This is a genomic window from Paenibacillus sp. GD4 (assembly GCF_030846225.1).
GTDB lineage: Bacteria > Bacillota > Bacilli > Paenibacillales > NBRC-103111 > Paenibacillus_G > Paenibacillus_G silviterrae.
Map to the genome: position 1 here is coordinate 1,711,162 of NZ_JAVCYK010000002.1, position 20,333 is coordinate 1,731,494.

Here is a 20,333-nt window from a genome sequence, read left to right on the forward strand (position 1 = left end):
GAAGGGCCTGCAATACGATGAGTGCGGACTTGGTTCGGCAATGGCCGGGCCAAGTTTGCTTTCGGAACATTTTATAGGAATAGGAGTAGGTAGTATCATGACCAATGAAATGCTGCTTCAAAATATTGGATTGGTAGTGGACAAGCTTATGAATCTGGGCGGCAGCGACTATGAAAAGGATAAAACCGTGGTCCAGGCCGATACAAGAAAAGGGATTGTCCAGCGGGATTTCGGTATAGAAGAATGGGACTGGCCCCAGGGAGTAGGTCTTTATGGTCTGTACAAGCTGCAGACGTATTACAGCGATCACCGATTTCAGGAGTTTTTTCAGAGCTGGTACTCCCGCAATTTGGAGGTAGGTCTGCCGTCCAAAAACATCAATACGACCGCCCCATATCTGGCTATGGTTCTGCTCCTGGATCAGCTTGAGCCTTCCAGTCAGCTGGAACAGCTATGCCGAGATCACGCGGACTGGCTCGTTCAAGAGCTGCCCAAAACCAAAGAAGGCGGCTTCCAGCATACCGTCACTGCTATTGGCAACCGGGATGGAATCCACCTGCACAATGGGCAGTTATGGATTGATACGCTCTTTATGGCGGTTCTGTTTCTGAACCAGGCGGGGCGCAAGTTCAACCGGCCGGAGTGGGAGCAAGAAGCAGTACACCAGATTCTGCTCCATATCAAGTACTTGTACGACAAACATACCGGACTGTTCTTCCACGGCTGGAGTTTCGAGCGCAATGATAATTTCGGCAGCATCTTCTGGTGCCGCGGCAATTCCTGGTTCACCTACGGCCTCGTCGATTACCTGGAAACATGCCAGGATACGATGAATCCAGGCGTCCGTCAATTTCTGGTTGATACGTATAAGGCTCAGGTCAATGCTCTGGCTCCGCTCCAGGCCGATTCCGGTCTCTGGCACACAGTCCTGCTAGACCCTACCAGTTATGAAGAGGTATCCGGATCCGCTGCAATCGCCGCAGGTATCCTAAAAGGCATAAAAGCGGGTATTCTGGATTCCTCCTATCAGGCTGTTGCAGACAAGGCTATCCAGGCGGTTTGTCAAAATATCAGCGGGGATGGAACCGTGCTGAATGTGTCGGCCGGAACCGGTATGGGTATGGATAAAGACCATTATAAAAACATTGCCATCAAGCCGATGGCATACGGACAGTCCCTTGCACTTATTGCCTTGTATGAAGCCTTAACAATATACGGGTAAACCGGATCGGAACATGACGCGCTTCCTTCCTATGTAGACAGGTAAAATGAAAACCTTGTTTGCTTGGAAGGAAGCGTTTTATAATACATATGAAATTCAAGGGAGGGGAGCCGACTGCATCCGACAAGCTGGCCGGGTTATATAGCCGGAAAAATAAAGGGCAGCTTCAAGATCAAACTGATCGTGCTGCTCTCGTGTATGGTAACACTTGCCTTTGCCGTGGCAGGCTGGATGGTTTACCAGTCAAATATCCAGTTAATGGAGGATGAAATCAGCAAGCAGTTCTCCATTGCCAACGAACAGGCTTTGGCCAGACTGGAGATGTCCTTCCAGGAAATCAACCGGGTATCCCAATCCATTATCCTGAATCCGTCCATCGAACAGTTCCTTAGGGAGAACATCTTCCCTGTAAGCGATTCCTACACCGAATTCAAGAACCGCAAGTATGTGGAAGAGCAGTTGAATATGCTGCTCGTGGATGCGCCGTCCATCCGTTCCGTGTTCCTGTACAATGAGAACGGGGAAATGACGGTTCTCTCCAAAACCGGTGCTTCGGGAGAGCCGGGAACGGAAGACTTGAACAGGATGATGGAAAAGCTTAAGCCCCATCGGGGGAATATGGTCTGGGGCCGGGCCGAGGCGGCCAGCAGCATTGATCCGGACGGCCGCAGAACGGTTCTGGTTGCTGCCAGACGAATGCTTAATGAGAAGCTGATCCCGTACGGCACTATGGTGCTGGTGATGGAGGAAAGCCTGGTATCCAAGGTGCTGCGGGATCTTACAGAGAACGGCAGCGGCAAGGTGCTGCTGCTGGAGCCTATGGGCGGTATGCTCTACTCCAATACTGACCAGAGTGAGATGGAGCAGCTCTTGCAGCTGACAGGAGCCAATTATCCCCGTTATGTCAAAATGAATGGCATCACCTATCTGTTTGTCCGCCACGAGCTCATTCCGGCCGGTTTTACCCTATATGGAGGGGCTTCCTTGCAGGAGATACAGAGGAAAAATAAAGACATCATCCAGGTACTGGCCTTTGCCGGCATCGGTGTGATCCTGCTCAGTGCACTGTTGATTACGATTTCCACCCGGACGCTCCTGACTCCTCTGTCCCATCTGATGCAGGGACTGCGTATGCTGCGTTCCGGCGATTTCACAGTCCGTGTCAAAGTGGATTCCGGCGATGAGCTGGGCTACATCGGAGACAGCTTCAACAGCATGGCGGAGCAAGTGAGCGAGCTGATCAATAAGGTTTATTTGGCCCAGATCAGCCAGAGGGAATCAGAGCTGAAAGCCATCCAGGCCCAGCTGAACCCCCACTATCTGCACAACCTGTTCAATGAGCTGTATTGGAAGCTGTACAGCAACGACCAGGAGGAGACGGCGCTTCTGATCAACGCCATCTCGGAGATGCTGAAGTATTCCCTTAAATCTGTCCAGACGGACACGACTCTTGGTGAAGAGCTGCATCAGATCCGCAATTACATCAAGATCCAGACAGAGCTGTTCACCGGTGAGATTGAAACGATTATTCAAGCGGAGGAGTCCCTGCTGCATCTGCGGATGATGCGTTCCCTCCTGCTGCCGGTGGTGGAAAATGTTTTTGTACACGCTTTCCGTGATATGGAGAAAGATCGGGTGCTAAGGATTAAAGCGTTCCTGTTCCATGAGGCGCTGCATATCGAGGTGGCTGACAACGGATGCGGCATGGATAAGGAAACCCTAAAAATCTTGACGGAGGCGGAGAGTGTGCTGTCGGACGGCAATAAGACGGGAATCGGCTACAAAAGTGTGCTGCGGCGTATTCAACTGGTATACGGACCCGCATATGGCGTGGAAACTACAAGCAGTATAGGGAAAGGAACGGTTGTTCACATGACGCTTCCTATTCAATCCGGGACAATGGGGAGTCATGAGGAGGGGAACGAATGAAGGGCAAGCTGTTTATTGCAGAGGATCAGCCCAATTTCCGCAAGGGGCTGCTGAAGCTGGCGGGGAAGCGCTCCGCCGAGTGGGTGGTGACGGGGGAAGCGGCCAATGGCCGGGATGCCTTGCTCATGATGGAGAAATGTGTTCCGGATCTCTTGCTGACCGATATCCGGATGCCCCATATAGATGGGCTGCAGCTGGCAGAGGAAATCAGAAGCCGCGGCTGGTTGACGAAGATTGTGATTATAACCGGATTCAAGGATTTTTCGTATGCCCAGTCCGCCGTCAAGTTCGGGGTGCTGGACTTTATCACGAAGCCATGTGTGGAAACGGATATATTAAGCGTACTCGACCGGATTTATGTGCAGCTGATTGAAGAAAGCCAGTCCCAGCACTTGGTGGAGGGCTGGAAGCGCCAGCATGAAGACAGCGAGCTGCGCTCGGCTATTATGGGCATGCCCTGCAGCGGTGAAGAGGTGGAGGCTCTGCTGAAGCGGATGAAGCAATGCGAGCTGCATTTTCTCCGAATTCCTACCTATTTCCCCCCGGAGAAGCATTATTCCGCCCAGGATGTGCCGCTTTTGCAGTTTGCTTTCGCCAATATTGCAGGAGAGCACTTGAATAAATGGTTTCCCGGCGGCTTTCGCCTGTTTCCCTTGAACGCATCGGAGTGGGCTTTATTGGTGGACCGAAGTGCTTCCCGGCCGGATACATCCCCCTCATGGCCGCAGATCCTCACCGATTCGGTCCATCATTATCTGAAGCTGGCTCTTGAATGCAGCGGACAAGGACTATGCGCCAGCACGGAGGAGTTGCGCGAGAGCTACAGACGGTATCGCCGGGAAGGGGACAGGGACCACGGTATTGCCAATGAATCGCTGCTCAACCAGACGGCGCTTTACGAGAAGGAGAAGGAAATTGTAACCTGGCTGATGTCGGAGGATAACAGCAGGCTGAGCCGGGAGCTGCAGGAGCAAACCGTCCGGATCAGCCATTTGCCCCCGCAAACCGCCAAGATTGAAGCGCTGCTGCTGGCTGCCGCCATTCTCCGGCTGGTGCAGGTTCAGTTTCCCGAATGGCAAATGGCCGTGCGCCCCATAGAGTGGGATTCTGTCTACAAATGCGCGACACCGGAGGATATTGTGGCATGGCTGCAGGGATACATCCATGAATTCCTGCAATCCCACAATAACTGGCTTGCTAGTAAGAATGATAATCCGGTCAAGCAGGCCATCCGGTTTATTGAAGAATCCTACATGGGGGTATGCGGCTTGGCCGAGGTGGCAGCTCATGTTCATCTTAACCCCAGCTACTTCAGCAATCTGTTTAAAAAGGAAACCGGGGAAAGTGTAACCGGCTATATTCAGAACCTGCGCGTACAGAAAGCGAAGCTTCTTCTGAAAAGCACAGATATGAAAATATTCGAAGTTTCTGAGGCCACCGGCTTCAACGACTCCAATTATTTCACGCATATGTTCAACAAAATAGCGGGAGTCTCCCCCAAAGAATACCGCAAGCAGATGGGCCAGTGACACCTTTAAATCGGGCGCAATTGCATGTCGGCCAAGTCGTTGACGAGATAGCCCGGTTTTTCTAACGATTGCAGGAAACATCCAAAGTGGGTATGATGGGAATAGGACAGGAAGGAGTAGATGCTTGTGGCAACAAGCTGGTTCAACCGATTGCTGATCTCCTATATTCCCATCTTTATCTTCGTGCCTGCGATTCTTCTTGTCATCTTCATGCTTGGCTCTGCCGAGCTGTCTAAGAAGGAAACCGCCCGTGCCAACGAGGTGTTCTCCAGTCAGGCCCTGCAGTCACTGGACTTTTCTCTTCGTGCCATCAACGAGCTGATGAACCGTGAGATTATTTCCAATGAATTCGATCTCTTCTTCTCCAATGGAGGCAATCCGTATATTACTGCTAACGAAGCGGCGCTTCGTTTACACCAGCTGAAGCTCTCGAACCCCCTCATCGATTCGCTCTATCTATACCGAATTTCCGATCGTGTCGTCCTGAGTCATCAATCCATGCAGCCGCTGGAGCAGTTCTTCGATAGAAATTACATTGAGCAGGTGCTCAATGGGCCTATGAGACCCGGGTGGTCCGACCCGAGAGAGATTCGTGCTTTTAACGAGAATGCCCGAAATGTAGTAACCATCACCCGCAATATTCCCTTGATCACAGGTGAAAAGGGCATCATGGTTGTGAATGTGTCCGTCTCTTCCCTTCGCGAACTGTTGAAGAATATGATCGGAACCGAAATCAGCTTCATCCGTCTCTACGATAGATCAGGCGCTTTCTGGCTAGGCACAGAGGGAAGTATACAGGAGAGCACGGTAGAAGTGGACCAGAATGAAGAATTGTCAGGCGTTGTATCCACCTACACCGGCTGGGAGCTGCGAAGCGGCATGGTTGGTGGGAGCTTCCTCAATATTTTGGGGCGAACTTCTTATCTGTGGATCATACTTATGGTCGTAACGATTGCGTTAGGCCTCGCTTGGCTTATATTCGTATCCCGAAAAAACTACAAGCCGGTGGAAAGTATTATGCGACGGCTGAATGCTTATTCAGGTCAGAACGAGGGCTCCATGCAGGTCTCGTCACCCGGCAAAGATGAATTTTTGCTCATCGAATCGACCCTCAGCCAGATTATCCAAAAGTCTGACGAATACCGTAAGCTAAACAAAGAAGATATCGTGTTTAAGCGGAGGCATTTCTTCCACGAGCTCATTGAAGGAAGCCGCAGGATCGAGCGTGAGGAATGGGAGAGAGAGCTCGAACGCTTCGGCTTCGCTACCCACTACCGGCATTTCATCGTCGGACTTGTTGAGATTGACAAGCTTTCGGGCTTCAGCCAGATGTATACGCACCAGAGCCAAGAGCTATTGCGTTATGCATTAGGGAATGTCATAGAGGAGCTGGCACAGAAGCATCACTCGATTCCCGTCTGGCAGGAATGGGTAAGCAAGGGGCAGCTTGGAGTGTTGTTTATGTTTGAAGAAATCCCACTGCAGGATTCCGGTGAGAGCCAGGTGATCGACATCGGCAGGGATATGACCCGCTGGGTGGCCGCGAATCTGAAGTTTACAGTAACGATGGCGGTTGGCAGTGCCGCTTCTACGGTTGCGGACATATGCCGCAGCTACGATGATGCGATGGAAGCGATCAAGTACAAGTCCGTGCTAGGAGGCGATCGGGTCATCGCGCAAAGTGATCTGGCCGGCAAGGCAGAAACGGAGCTGTACCAAGGGCTTCAAATCATCCGTATGCTATCTCAATCGTATCGTCTCGGCGAGAAGGAGTGGCAAGAGCTGTTCGATGCGTTGTTCGAGGAGCTGCGAACCGGACTGCTATCAAGGGACGATATTATTAATTTGATGAACTACTTAATCTATTATCTATTCCGCGAAATGATGGAGCTGCCCACGGAGATTCAAGATCACTGGAAGCATGAAGTCGTACCGGCCTTGAATGAGCTGTTGGAAACCTTCGATACACTCGAAGAGCTTAGGAAAGATGTAAATCAACTCCTGGCGGATAACGCGATGAAGCTTAAACAGCTTCGTGAGAGCAGAAGCAACCATCAGATGATTCAAGAGGTAAGAAAATTCATCGCAGAGCACTTCGTTGACTCGAATATGTCGTTGTCACTGCTAAGCGAACGATTTCAGATGAGTCCTAGCTATGTGAGCCGTCTATTTAAGGACGAATTCGGAGAAAACTTTGTGGACTATGTAGCAAAGGTCCGAATCGAACATGCTAAGGGGCTGCTGCGAGAGACGAACGAATCCATACACGAGATCGCCACCCGGGTAGGGTACACCAACTATATGTCCTTCAATCGCGCCTTTAAGAAAATAACGTCAACTACGCCGGGGGAGTTTCGCAGCCAATCGACGTAGTCCAGGTCACCGAACACAGTCCGTTCTCATGGAGAACGGGCTTTTTACCATTTTCCGGGGGGATGATAAAAAACGCAAGTCGCTCAAAAAATGTTATACCCCTTGATAGAAGCGGGTTTCAGGCCTGTTGCAGCTTGGGATTCAAAATATGTTACAGGGCTCAAATCCTGAGAGTTGCCGGGAGGAGCACGAATCGGATACATTGTGGATGCAGCAGCCAAGCGAGCAGCAACCAAGCTTGGGTGACACAGACTGGAGGTGTAGGAATGAACACAACGGAAGGAGCTCAAACCAAAATCAACAACGTCCGCAAATCCGGTACATCCGTATTTTCCGGCAGAAGATGGAACTTGAATAAACCGCTGCTGCTCATGTTCGCACCGGGTCTTGTATTCTTTATCCTATTCAAATATATCCCGATGCTGGGAATTGTAATCGCCTTTAAGGATTACAACTTTGCAGACGGTATTCTAGGGAGTCCCTGGGTCGGTTTAAAGAATTACGAATTTTTATTTAACAACCCGCGAACCGTGGAAATTATAAGAAATACGTTTGTGCTGAGCGCGTTGAATGTTTTCGTCGGATTTCCATTTCCCATTATTTTGGCTATTTTGCTCAATGAAGTGAGAAAGTCATGGTTTAAACGGGGCGTGCAAACACTGCTGTACTTGCCGCATTTTCTCAACTGGGTTATTGTCGGCGGCCTTGCGATTATGGTATTTGCCATTGAAACCGGTGTCGTCAATCAATTTTTAACCAAAATCACCGGGGGAGAGCCCTATCCTTTTCTATTCAAGGAGGGCACGTGGATCGCAATTTTTGTAGGCTCCAGCATCTGGAAGGGTGCCGGCTGGGGGGCTATCATATACTTGGCCGCGTTAACAAGCATTGACCCGAGCCTATATGAAGCGGCCAACATCGATGGGGCCAACAAATGGCAGCAAATTCGCCACATTACTCTTCCCGGCTTACAGCCTACTATTGTTTTAATGTTTATCCTTAACATCGGGAACGTAATGGATGTCGGCTTCGACCAGGTGTATGTGCTGCAGAACGCCGTAGTCATCAATGTAGCGGAGACGATCAGCACCTGGAATTACAAGGTAGGATTAGGCTCAGGACAATTCAGTAATGCAACGGCAATGGGACTGTTCGAATCGTTGATCGGTCTGGTTCTGGTCCTTTCGGTTAACCAAATTGCCAGAAAATTCGACCGAGGTTTGTGGTAGGAGGTGAATCGAACCGATGAAGATGTCAATGGGTGAAAAATGGTTCTATGGCGTGAACTATATCATTCTGTCTCTCGCCGCACTTAGCTGCATTCTGCCGATCTTCCATATTGTGTCGCTATCGCTCAGCAGCAGTGAAGCCATTACCTTGGGGCAGGTAGGGTTATGGCCGGTACAATTTTCACTGGAAGCATACAACAAGCTGATCACGGGGACCGATGTGCTCGGTGCCTTTCAGAACAGCCTGGTCATTACCATTGTCGGTACAGCTTTGAACATGCTCTTTACCATTCTTACAGCGTATCCGCTGTCACGCAGTTATTTCTACGGAAGGCGCTTCTTCACTCTGGCGATTGTATTTACGATGCTGTTTACAGCGGGGTTGATTCCCAATTATTTGCTCATTAAGTCTCTGGGACTCCTGAACTCTTACTTTGCTCTTTGGCTTCCGGCGCTGATTAGCGCTTACAACCTCCTGATTCTGCGAACGTTCTTCGAGAGCGTCCCGGTCGAGATTGAGGAAGCGGCCCGTATAGACGGCTGCGGGGAATGGCGCATTATTATCCAAATCATTATGCCCTTATCTCTGCCAGTCATCGCAACCGTTTCGCTCTTCTACGGTGTCAATCATTGGAATGCTTTTTTCAATGTACTGATCTATATTAATGATCCAGCCAAGGCCAATTTATCTGTGCTTGTACAAAATATGATACGCAGTCAATCGCTGCTTGCCGAGATGGCGATGCTCGATCCCGATGCGTTCCGCAGCCTGACACCGGAATCAATCAAATCCGCAGGAATTATCGTTATGGTCCTTCCGATGCTCATCGTGTACCCGTTCCTCCAGAAATATTTCGTTAAGGGGGTGTTAATCGGCTCGGTGAAGGGATAGCTTGAGCTGCTCTTCTGGCAAGTGTATGCTAATCGAAAGAGAAATAGGCACGGCATTTGTATTTCACGACCATTTGGAGGGGATCGCATGTCTAACCAAAAACAAAGCAAGAAGGGCGTCGTACTGTCACTCGCCGCCGTTATGTCTCTCGCGACTGTTGTAACAGCCTGCTCCAGCACAGGCAATCAGAACAAAGCAGGCGAAAGCAATAACAATGCTTCGGAAGGGAAAAAGAGTAACATCACCGTATCCATCTATGACCGGGGCCAGATTCCGAAGGAAGAAGGTACATATGCAGAGAATCGCTGGACGAAATGGGTGAACGCGAACGGCCCGGTCAACGTCAAGTATATCCCTGTGCCGCGTAACGAGTCCCAGCAGAAGTACAGCATGATGTTCGCCGCCGGCGAAGCGCCGGATCTGATTCTGGAATTCGACAATGCTTTCGTGAACACCCTATGGGGCCAAAAGCAGCTGATGCCTCTAAACGATCTAATCGAGAAGCACAGCACGGAATACAAAAAGCAGCTGGAGAAATTCCCGCAGATCAAGAAGCTGGCTACCAAGCCGGACGGTAAGATGTACGAATTCAGCCGGATTACCAAACCGGAGGTTCTGGCAACGATGGTGATCCGGAAGGATTGGCTGGATAAGCTGAACTTGAAGGTGCCGGAAACGGTTGAGGAGCTGTATGCAGTAGCCGACGCCTTCGCCAACAAGGACCCGGATGGCAACGGAAAGAAGGATACGTTCGGAATCAACCTGAGCCAATCGGCCTCCTATTACGTTGATGCGATGTTCCAGAATGAAATGTTCATTATCGACAAGGGCGAGCTGATCCGCCAATTTGACCGGATTAAGCCTGCTTATGATTTTAAGAAGAAGCTGTTCGAAAACGGCATTGTGGACAAAGACTTCTTGACGGACAAAAACGGACAGAAGGCGGAGCAGGACTTTGCCAGCGGCAGACTGGGTATCTTCCTCGCTTACAATACTGTAGTGAGCAAGAACTTCGATACCTTGAAAAAGGCCGATCCGAACGCGCAGATCGTAGCCATGCCTTTCCCGAAGAGCCCATTCGGTCAATTCGGTCCTGAGATTAACCCGGCCTTGCAGCTGACGGCATCCGTTAATGCGCAAGCAAAGGATCCGGCTGCGGTGATGAAATATGTTGACTTCATGGTAAAGCAATCGACCGTCGAAGTATTCACGAACGGAATCGAGGGAGAGCATTACAAGAAGGACGCTAACGGCTGCGCACAGCCGATTGACCCGGCCAAGAACAAAACCGAGCTAAGCTACATTAATGACTACAAATTGTTCATGCCGTTGTATCTTGTGAAGAACTGCCTCGTGGGTGGAAGATCCGAATACTCCACGAACCCGCTCGATCAGGAATGGATCAAGATCGCTAAGGAAATGGATAAGATTTATCTTGATCCGGCACGCCCGCACCCTGGCTTCACTCATGCCAAATTCCGTCCATCCCTGGATAAAGAGTTAAACACGATTTTCAATGACGGATGGAACACGATGAACGATACGATGGCCAAAACGATTGTCAGCGGCAGCTCATACACGGTGGACCAAGGAGTTAAGGATGTAAAGGATGCCTGGGATAAGTCCGGAGGCAAGAAGCTGGAGGACTGGTACAAAAACTGGTACAAGGAAAACAAAAACAGCTGGCTCTTCATGGACGATGTCTACAAAATGAAGATGGAGTAGACGTTAAGATAAGCTCAGCTTGCATGTGTTTACGGACTACCCGGAATGACCGTCTGTCGTCGGCTCGTTCCGGGTAGCTTTCCAGTTCGATGAATGAAAGGGGTTTTGTTGTGAACAAAGGGAAGAAGAAGATTTCTCTGCTCCTCATCATCAGTATGCTGCTAACTTATCTGATCCCGGCAGGGGCCGCTTATGCGAATGAGACACCCACAAGTACAACGTACACCGCTTCAACCGGGTTCAGCGACGCTCAGGGAGGAAACGCCTGGAGCTATCAACGCCTGTTTGAAGGAAGCTATAACGATTTACCTCACTATGATGCGGTCAATAAGCGATGGCAGCAATCCGCTACTTCTCCTGTCTATCCTTGGGTCAAAGGGGGAGAGATGCATCCGGCCAATAACGGTGATGCCATTCGGAAGTGGACTGCGCCCGGGAACGGAACGATCGCAATTACAGGCGGCGTACGTAAAGGGGACAACAACGGGGACGGCGTGAATGCCTCGATCAAAAAGAATGGATTGCCTCTTTGGAGCTCCCTGATTCAATCGGCGACACCGGTGCAGCCTACGGAAGTAAACGCTGTCACTGTAGCGGCCGGCGATGCCATTACCTTCGAGGTGAATCGGGTCGGTTCGATCAACAACGACCATACCTTCTGGAACCCGGTCATCGTATTTACCCCGGCACCGGCAGTGCCTTCAACGTACCTGATCACGGCTGCCGAATCGGTGAATACGCGAGGTGGATCGAGCGGGGGGACGAACCACGCCGATACCAACCAGCTGCTGCGCGTTCCCGTACCCAGCCCGGATCCCGCAGCAGGCACCGAGTTTTGGGTGAAGGCACGAATGGTGAACGGCTCACCCGATCTGGTAAATACTCGTCAAGGCTACGTTAAAATCGACCTGACACAGCAGTATCCTCACTCCACGGCAAGCCGTGTTACGCTTAGTGTCTACCAGAGCGTCTATTTGGCCAAGGACGTCCCGGTAACCGTGAGAGGCATTACGGACAATACCTGGTCGGAATCGACCATAACCTGGAACAACGCACCGCAAGAAGAGGGAACCGTACTGGACACCGAAGTCGTTCGGGCAAGCGGCTGGTACTCGTTTGACGTTACGGATTATGTCAATAGCCGGCTCGGGCTTGGGGAGAAGATCGTTTCCTTCCGATTGACGGACGATAGTGCACAGGACTTAAACGTACAATTCAGCTCTACCCGGGCATCCCAGAATAAGCCTTATCTTGAGCTTAAGCCGGGCGTGCCCCGCATTGCAGCGGTAACTGCCCAACCAGGGCCAGGGAACGTCATTCCGGGCACTCACATTTCTTTGGCTACGGCTACCGCAGGTGCGGCGATATATTACACCGTTGACGGCAGTGATCCTGGCACGAACGGGATCCCCTATGCCGCTCCTTTTCCTTTGAATCAAGCGGGTACGGTGAAGGCTGTGGCCAAAAAGGCCGGCTACGAGGATAGTCTCCTTGCAAGCTATACTTACACCTTTGCCCAGCTGCCGGTTGGAACCGTTCCGAATCTGCCGGACAGCTTCTACCAGCGGCCTGGACTCGAGAGTATGCCCCGATTGGATTATGCCTCCATGCGCGTCGCGAACGTGAAGGACTTCGGCGCGAAGGGCGATGGAGTAACCGATGATAAAGCAGCCTTCGACCAGGCGGTTGACGCACTTCATGCCGTTGGAGGCGGGATCGTTTACATGCCGACCGGCCGTTATTACTTTGCTCCGCCGCCTCCGCCGGGCACTACGCCGGAGACTCGCCGCTTCTGGGACCGTACCGGGGACCGGTCGCTGAACAATATCCATTTCGTCGGTGACGGCGAGTCCACGGTGGTTGTGTTTCGTAATCCGGGTATTCATGCCCTTCAGGAGGGTCAGGCGTATCATAATGCTAACGGCGCGTATGCAGGCGGCCGCCCTTATGGCTGGAGGCTGCATGGGACGAATTACTCCCTGAGGGGGTTTAGTACATCCTGGTCTACGCGGATGGATATGCGTTCAATCAACGGCCCTTATAATTTGGGGCTTTCGGGAGAAGACATTCAAGTATCTCAGCTCAATATCGATCAGGGCGGCATCGGCGTCGTCTTCTGGCAAAACTCCAAGCGGATTTGGGCAGTAGATAACATCGTACGCAATACAGGCGCGGATGCTATTCATTTTGCTAATACCGTAGATGTAACTGCCGCTTATAATCTGGTAGAGAACAGCAATGATGATGCGATCGGCTTCGTGTCCGATGCGCCCGGCGCCAACAACTGGCCGATCTCCACCAATAACTTCGCCCTGCATAACACGATTATCAAGACGACCTGGGGCCGTGGGATCAGCGCCGGCGGTATCGGGCATCGGATCGAAAATAACTGGATCGAGAGCTCGCTGCTCTCCGGTATTTTCACCAATTCTCTGGGCCAAGGCGGGGTGTCCGGGGTTCCGGTCAAGGATGTGGCGATTCGTAACAACACGATCATTCGCTCGGATCAGAACAACCGTCAAGACAATAATCATTACCCTAGCTCCGTATATCGCGGCTCGATCGCAATGAATAATAATGCAACCAATGTAACTATTGAGAAAAATCGCATTTACGCTAACCCGGGCAACGGGATCCTGTTTAGCGCATGGAGCTCGGCATTGCAAGGCAGCCAGCTTGCCGTTAGAGATAATGAAATCTCCGCTTCCAAGGAGAGTGCCATTAAGGTCAACAGCAATGCGGTGATCGACGGTCTCGAAATGACAGGCAATACGCTGCTGGGCAATGCAAACAGCGTCTTGCTCGGAGGCACGTTAAGCGGCACCCAGACCTACAGCAACAACAAGGTCTCCCAGCCGACGGTTCCGGTGAAGGAAGGCTTTGCTGTCGTGACGGAGGAGCCAGCCTTCCGCGATGCATATGCTGGCATCGCCTCGGAGAACTCTGAGACGGATTGGACGCAGCGGCCGGAGGTCAACGTTCCGGCGAATGCGATCAATGTGAAGGATTTCGGAGCCAAGGGAGACGGGAGCGGCAACGACACCCAAGCGTTCCAGGATGCGCTGGCTGCGATTCCACCGACAGGCGGCGTTCTCTATGTTCCTTCCGGTGTGTATAAGCTCAGTCCGCTAGCAAACAAGGACTCTTATCCGTTCACCGCGATCAAGCACCACCTTTTGTTGACGGGAAAGAGCAACGTACACATCAAGGGTGATGGGGATTCAAGTGTGCTGAGGTTTACCTCTAAGCATCATCAGGGGCTGCGTCTTATGGACGTAACCGGAGCAAGGGTCACGGATCTGCAGCTGGAGCTCGAGGAGCAGCCGACGCAGCGGTATAACCGGGCATTGCTCGATATTTCCGCCAGCACAAATGTTGAGGTCTCCCAGGTGGCGGTTCGTAACGCCGGCGGTCCTGGTATTCTTGTGGATTCATCCACACGGGTAGCACTCGCCAATAATCGGATATTTCATGCAGGAACAGCGGGCATGGAGCTGCTCGCCAGTAGGCAGGTGTTTGTTGAGGCTAACCGAATCGAGGCTTCCAGAGACAGCGGCATCCATCTGAACAAGCTCGGGACGATTGCACGCGAGCCGCAATATATTCGAATTCAGAACAATCAGATCGAGGGCTCTCGCGACTATACAGGCATGGGTATTGCCAGCGGCACCCATGTCGAGGTCTTGAATAATACCATTAAGGATACGCACTTATCGGGAATTCATCTGTATTATTCAAGCGAAGCTTATTTTCTCGATAAAGTAAAGATCTCCGGAAATACGCTGCTTCGCACCAATCAAGGTCAGGACACCTACCACTACGGGGCCATTACGGTGCTGCGAAGCATGAAGGGGGATATCGAAATCTCCGGCAATACGATCGATACGACTCCTTTATCCGGAATCGCGATCGACCAGAGCACGCTCACGAAGCTGCAGCTTGGCCAAAACACGTTTAAGGCGGTATCCGGACCGCAGGTTCGCCAGGTAGGAACCACCATTGCCAGCTTCATTGACCTGGATCGGCTGGTCAATGTGATTTCGATGAAGCCGAAGCTTATGGAGCAGGGATGGGGCATTGATGTTGAGCTGGAAAACCGAAGCAGCAGTCCGATTCAAGGTACCGTGCGCTTGGTTGCACCGTCCGAATGGGCAAGTACCGCTCAGCCTGCAGCATTCAGCGAGCTTCCCGCAGGAATGAAACAAACCGTGACCATTGCCGTACCGCAGCCGCCGGCTACCGGGGCAGTACCCGTTGAGATTCGGGTAGAGCTGCCGAATGGAGTTACGGTTCCGATGAGCGCCTCACTTAATTTTATGGCGGCAGTCAAAGCAAGCACCCCGCCGGTGATCGACGGACAACTGAGTGAAGAATGGTCAGACGCCATGCCGTTCCTGCTGAATCTTGAAAATCAATATAAGCGGGTTAACGCAGGGACCGTTCCGTGGGGAGGTACGGAGGACCTTAGTGCGGTGGGATATACGAAGTGGGATGCAACGAATTTCTATCTTGCTGCTGTGGTCAACGATAATGTGCATAAACAAGCAAGCTCTGACGGCGCCGCATGGATGGGCGACAGCCTTCAGTTTATGATCGACCCGGGCCGATTGAAGGGTCCAGGCAGCGGAGGATACAGTGAGCTTCTGTTTGCCTTAAGCGATACGGGCCATACGGTGAAATGGAGATGGGCGGCATTATCCGGCAAACCGATCGGTGAACTGACGGCAAGTCAGGCAGGGATTGTACGCGATGAAGCACTGGGAACGACCACCTACGAGATCTCCATCCCTTGGTCGGAGCTGCTTCCGGGAACTGAGACGGTACCGCCTTCTCTGATCGGATTCTCCTTCCTTGTCAACGATGACGACGGTCCGGGCCGACACGGCTGGCTGGAATATATGAGCGGAATCGGCAACGGCAAGAATCCGTCCTTATTCGGTGAGCTGCTCCTATCGAATACGGCAGGGCAGAGTCATGCGGATCGAACACCTCCGACATTGACACTTAAAGGCGAGGCCACAATGGAAGTACACCGCGGCAGCGTATTCGCAGATCCGGGAGCGACTGCTCTGGACGATAAAGACGGTGATCTCACAGCACGAATCATCGTAACCGGAACGGTGAATACGATGGTTCCCGGCGAGTACATGCTCAAATACAACGTAAGCGACAATGCAGGCAATCCGGCCGTTGAGGTCGTTCGGACGGTGAAGGTAACGGAGCAGCCTGCAGCATTCACTCTGGAGAAGAAGGGGAAGCTGGACAGAACCTCCGGTATCTCTGCTTCGGCGGTGGTGAAGCCAACGGAAGGCGTGAGTCATGCTGGGAACGAGGTCGTTGTCTTCCAACTGATGAAGGGGAATATGCCCATCAGCTATGTTGCAATAACCAAGGATTTCACGGGTGCCGAGGAGGTTACCGGCCATTTCGATGTGGCGGATCCGGAAACGGCAACCTACAGGGTCAGCGTATTCGTGCTGGATCGATTGACATCAAGCGGAACCCAGCTGCCGACACCCTTATCCGATAAGGTGACGATTCATTAGCAACCAACCGTTGTATTGAAAGGGAGGAACAGCAACCTTGAGAACCTGGCTCGTAGGTTTCATAATGGGGGCGGCTCTTACCTTCGGCAGCATGCAAGCGCATGCTGCCGAAGCCGGAGTCTCGCTGAACACGGTCACATCGGCGGTACCCGGGGGGCAGCTGCTTGTGAAGGGAGACACGACGCTCGATCAGCTAGTTGTGCAAGTATTGCGCCCGAATCGGACCCTTCTTTGGACCGATGTCGTCACACAGTCCGAGTTGCGCGAGGGAGTATCGATCACGCTGCCACCGTCCTTGCCGGTGGGCACGTATACGCTGCTGGCAGGCGCTGGTACCGTACAGACGGCGACCGCGATCACAGTGGCTACCGTTTCAAGCGATGACAGCTCTGAGTCGCCGGCTCATCCCGCGCCGCCGAATCCTCCTGCCGGACCGTCTCAGGATAACCGGGTCGTGAAGGACGGTATTAAGCTGGATGCAGGTGTACCGGATGCCACGGGGGCTGTCAAGGCTTTCATAACGAAGGAGATGCTGGATACTGCCAGGCTCGCAAGCGGGAGCACGAGGCTAAAGATTGCGATCAGTGAAGCCTCCGGGGCACGTTCCTATGAGCAGGTTTTCCCTGCCGAAGCTTTCACCGCTTCCGCACCAGACGGTGTCTTTGAAATCATGACGCCCCTCGGTACCGTTCACCTTCCACAGAATGCCTTAGAAGGAATAAACATGAGTGAGGCTTCGGAGGTGTCTCTAGTCGTCCAGAAGGGCAACACGGATTCCATGCCTGGCGAGCTAAGAGCTTCATTAACGGAAAAGCCGGTCATTGATCTGCTTATTAAGGTTAATCAACGACCTATTCGTTGGAGAAATGAACGGATCTCAATAACGGTAGAGCTAGATTATCAGCCTCTGCCGCCAGAGCAGGCGAACCCCGAGCTGCTTACGGTATGGTACATCGACGATGCCAACCGGATAATTCCTGTGACGAACGGCCGGTATGATGCGGCGTCAGGAAAGATCACCTTTCGCACGAAGCATTTCAGCACCTTCGCCGCAGCATATTCCCCCAGAAGCTACCGGGACCTGAGCGGATATGAGTGGGCAAGAACGCCGATCGAGGTGCTTGCGGCCAAAGGAATCGTGCAGGGAACCGCATCGGACAGCTATTCGCCGGAACGAAGCATTACGCGTGCAGAGTTCACTACTTTGCTGATCCGGACTTTGGAGCTTACGGCCACTGCCGTGGAGCCTTTCGAAGACGTAAGGCCTACGGACTATTATTATGAGGCCGTGGGCATTGCAAGAAAGCTCGGTATCAGCGAGGGACTCCCCGGTAATCGCTTCGAGCCGGGCAGGCCCGTCAGCAGACAAGAGATGATGACACTCACGGCCCGAGCGCTATCGCTCACGGGCAAGCTGAAGAAGGATAAGGATGCGGCTGAGCTTGACAGCTTCACTGATGCAAGGGACATAGCCCCGTATGCAAGGGATAATGTCGCGGCCTTAACGGGCAGCGGATTGATTGAAGGCGCAGGCGGTCAGCTTCAGCCGCATCGCCAAGCCACAAGGGCGGAAGCTGCCGTTATTATGTACCGAATCTACAATATTCAATAATCCATTCGATAAAGGGACGGGAGAAGGAGCTAATGAGCTTTTATGACTCGGCATCGCTGAAGAAGTTGAGCCGGCTGATCCAAACGCAGCCGGAGGTAAGCCGGGGCTGGAATTGTATGGCGGCCGCCATGGGCTATATCAATCCGGCGTATCTGGAGGAAGTTAAGCAACAGCTGGAGCAGATGCGAGACCGGGTTAGAGAGTTTGGGGGAAACAAACGGTTTACGTTGGGAAATTATGTCCGCGAGAAGGCAAAGGAAGCGCATACTCTGGCTTTCTATTACCACATGAAGAAAAATCCTGAAACCGCCGAGCTTGTGAAAGAGCTCATCCTGCTGCTGTGCGAAGAGGAAGCCTGGGTATATCAGGGGGGACGCCGAAATTCGGATTTATGGACGGCGGATATCGGGTTCCAATTGGCTGTCGCCTATGACACGGTGCGTGAAGCACTCGATTCTACGACACGAGATATGGTAGAAAACCATCTTTATCAAAAAGCCTTCTTACCACTCTATGAGGATTGGCTTCACCCAGTCAAGAAGCTCCACGCGCTGGATACGATGGGTCACAATTGGTGGAGCGTTTGTGTAGCCGGTGCGGGGATGATCATGCTCGTGCTTGGTCAGAGGGTAAAGGATTACTCCCATTATCTTCATGCTGTGGTGGAAGGACTTCGGGAATGGTTCGACTATCCGGGCAACGTGCTGCAGAACAAGAAAGCGAACTTCGGGACTGACGGAGATTATATCGAGACCATGAGCTACCTCGATTATGCGCTGGCTAGCTTCGTTGCGTTCGAGGCCTATTATCGCAGGCAAACCGGTAGTAACGAGCTGCTGCAGCTTCCCGTACTCGAGCATATCCCTAATGCTTATCTGCGTACGGTATACCGTATGGACGGACGCCTTCATTCCTTCGGCTTCGGAGATGTTGGTGACAGGTACAGTCACTCCCACGTTTGGCTGATGCTGGCCGATCATTTCCGACGGGGGGATATGCTTACCTTCTTCCACGCATGGAAGGAGGAGCCCGTTTCGCCGCTTGAGCTTTACTTTTACCCGGAGCAGTTAGAGCGGGAGCCTATCCCTGCGAAGCCGGAGTTGGCCGTGCTGCACCATAGCGGCTATGCTGTCATTCGTTCCGATGCAGACACGGAGGAAGGCACCGTCTTCGCGATCAAAACGGGAGAAAGCTGGAATCATAATCACCTCGATGTGGGGTCCTTCCTGCTCTTTAGCGGTGGTCGGGAATTCATCATCGACTCTGGCTATTGTGTTTATTCCAAGCCTTTATATAACGCGTATTACCGCCAGTCTCACGCGCATAATGTGATCTTGCTGGACGGGGCCGGTCAGCCGCCAGACATGATTGAATTCGGGACCAAATTTCAAGGAGAAATCCCGGTACACTTGGACACGCCGAATTACAAATATGTACTCGCTGATTGCACAGGGCCTTACATGCACTTATATCACCGGTTTTACCGGCATATCATTATGCTCGACTCTCTCTTGGTCATGGTGGATGATTTGTTCGCGAATCGGGACGGGGCTTTCGAGTGGCTTCTGCACTATGACGGCGAAGCTGATGCTTCAGAAGGGACGATCACGATTTGCAATGAAGGCAAAGAGCTTCGCATCAGCCAGCTGTATCCTGAGACCAAGGAATATATCCTCGAGAAGGGCTTCAAGAGCTCCTTCCACCGCAGCACAGGGCGCGAGGATGAATTTCCGGAGGCGAGTTACTTAAAAATCCGTACGGAATCGGAGGGCCGGCGTACGAAATATATTACTCTCTTTGAGCTTCCGGGAGGGGGGGATCGTCCGTTATCGATTTCTAAGCTGCAGAATGAACAATTTCAAGGCTTACGGTTCATCGAGCCATCCGGCGGGTATACGGACCTCCTGTGTAATCTCCATGCTGACGGACGCGTGATGCATGACAATTCTCATGGCGGACTCGCCGGAATCGAGACAGACGCTTTCTTATGCACCGTTCAGTATGATACGGAAGGCAATGTAGAACGCGTCAGCATGCATAACGGCAGTTACTTGAGAGTGGGCGGAAGCTGCTTATTCAGCTCTCTCCTTAAGTCCGATGTGCTGATCGATTATTCTAGCGGGCTGGACTGCTGGACTTCCCTTTCGGCCGACGCTTGGTGTTCATTCGCCTATTCCGGTGCGGCACCCGACGGCTTGATGCTAGACCCGACCACGAATTTATGGAGAAAAAAGCTGGAGAAGGGCAATCGGCACTTCCACCTTATGTAACCTAAG

General features: G+C 52.1%; 10 protein-coding genes. All 10 read left to right on the top strand.

The annotated features are described in order from the left end of the window. Positions 1 to 97: 97 nt before the first annotated feature. Positions 98 to 1,222, top strand: coding sequence for a glycoside hydrolase family 88/105 protein (locus tag RAC89_RS30380; protein WP_306617393.1), 1,125 nt, complete (start codon positions 98 to 100; stop codon positions 1,220 to 1,222). A gap of 198 nt (positions 1,223 to 1,420) precedes the next feature. Beyond that, positions 1,421 to 3,151 (top strand): cache domain-containing sensor histidine kinase, encoded by a 1,731-nt coding sequence (locus tag RAC89_RS30385; RefSeq protein WP_306617394.1) that lies wholly within the window; start codon positions 1,421 to 1,423, stop codon positions 3,149 to 3,151. Then, complete coding sequence (locus tag RAC89_RS30390) at positions 3,148 to 4,680, top strand: response regulator transcription factor (RefSeq protein WP_306617395.1); 1,533 nt, start codon at positions 3,148 to 3,150, stop codon at positions 4,678 to 4,680. The genes RAC89_RS30385 and RAC89_RS30390 overlap by 4 nt, the downstream gene beginning before the upstream one ends. 126 nt (positions 4,681 to 4,806) lie before the next feature. Continuing rightward, positions 4,807 to 7,053, top strand: a complete 2,247-nt coding sequence (locus RAC89_RS30395) for a helix-turn-helix domain-containing protein (protein ID WP_306617396.1) — start codon at positions 4,807 to 4,809, stop codon at positions 7,051 to 7,053. A gap of 266 nt (positions 7,054 to 7,319) precedes the next feature. Then, positions 7,320 to 8,282 carry an ABC transporter permease gene (locus RAC89_RS30400; RefSeq protein WP_306617397.1) on the top strand — a complete coding sequence of 321 codons (963 nt, stop codon included), beginning with the start codon at positions 7,320 to 7,322 and terminating at the stop codon, positions 8,280 to 8,282. Between the two features lie 16 nt (positions 8,283 to 8,298). Then, the gene (locus RAC89_RS30405; protein WP_306617398.1) at positions 8,299 to 9,174 is read left to right on the top strand and encodes a carbohydrate ABC transporter permease; all 876 of its coding nucleotides are present in this window, start codon (positions 8,299 to 8,301) and stop codon (positions 9,172 to 9,174) included. Between the two features lie 87 nt (positions 9,175 to 9,261). Continuing rightward, positions 9,262 to 10,899, top strand: coding sequence for an extracellular solute-binding protein (locus RAC89_RS30410; RefSeq protein WP_306617399.1), 1,638 nt, complete (start codon positions 9,262 to 9,264; stop codon positions 10,897 to 10,899). A 110-nt stretch (positions 10,900 to 11,009) separates the two neighbouring features. Further along, positions 11,010 to 16,445, top strand: a complete 5,436-nt coding sequence (locus tag RAC89_RS30415; RefSeq protein WP_306617400.1) for a glycosyl hydrolase family 28-related protein — start codon at positions 11,010 to 11,012, stop codon at positions 16,443 to 16,445. Positions 16,446 to 16,482: 37 nt separating this feature from the next. Then, positions 16,483 to 18,057 (top strand): S-layer homology domain-containing protein, encoded by a 1,575-nt coding sequence (locus RAC89_RS30420; protein ID WP_306617401.1) that lies wholly within the window; start codon positions 16,483 to 16,485, stop codon positions 18,055 to 18,057. A 32-nt stretch (positions 18,058 to 18,089) separates the two neighbouring features. Then, a complete protein-coding gene (locus RAC89_RS30425; protein WP_306617402.1) occupies positions 18,090 to 20,327 on the top strand; it encodes a heparinase II/III family protein in 2,238 nt (745 codons plus the stop codon). Positions 20,328 to 20,333: the final 6 nt, after the last annotated feature.

What these genes read in the sequence shown, in the direction of transcription:
- RAC89_RS30380 (WP_306617393.1), top strand. Translation starts at nt 98, where the DNA reads ATGACCAATGAAATGCTGCTTCAAAATATTGGATTGGTAGTGGACAAG.
- RAC89_RS30385 (WP_306617394.1), top strand. Translation starts at nt 1,421, where the DNA reads ATGGTAACACTTGCCTTTGCCGTGGCAGGCTGGATGGTTTACCAGTCA.
- RAC89_RS30390 (WP_306617395.1), top strand. Translation starts at nt 3,148, where the DNA reads ATGAAGGGCAAGCTGTTTATTGCAGAGGATCAGCCCAATTTCCGCAAG.
- RAC89_RS30400 (WP_306617397.1), top strand. Translation starts at nt 7,320, where the DNA reads ATGAACACAACGGAAGGAGCTCAAACCAAAATCAACAACGTCCGCAAA.
- RAC89_RS30405 (WP_306617398.1), top strand. Translation starts at nt 8,299, where the DNA reads ATGAAGATGTCAATGGGTGAAAAATGGTTCTATGGCGTGAACTATATC.
- RAC89_RS30410 (WP_306617399.1), top strand. Translation starts at nt 9,262, where the DNA reads ATGTCTAACCAAAAACAAAGCAAGAAGGGCGTCGTACTGTCACTCGCC.
- RAC89_RS30425 (WP_306617402.1), top strand. Translation starts at nt 18,090, where the DNA reads ATGAGCTTTTATGACTCGGCATCGCTGAAGAAGTTGAGCCGGCTGATC.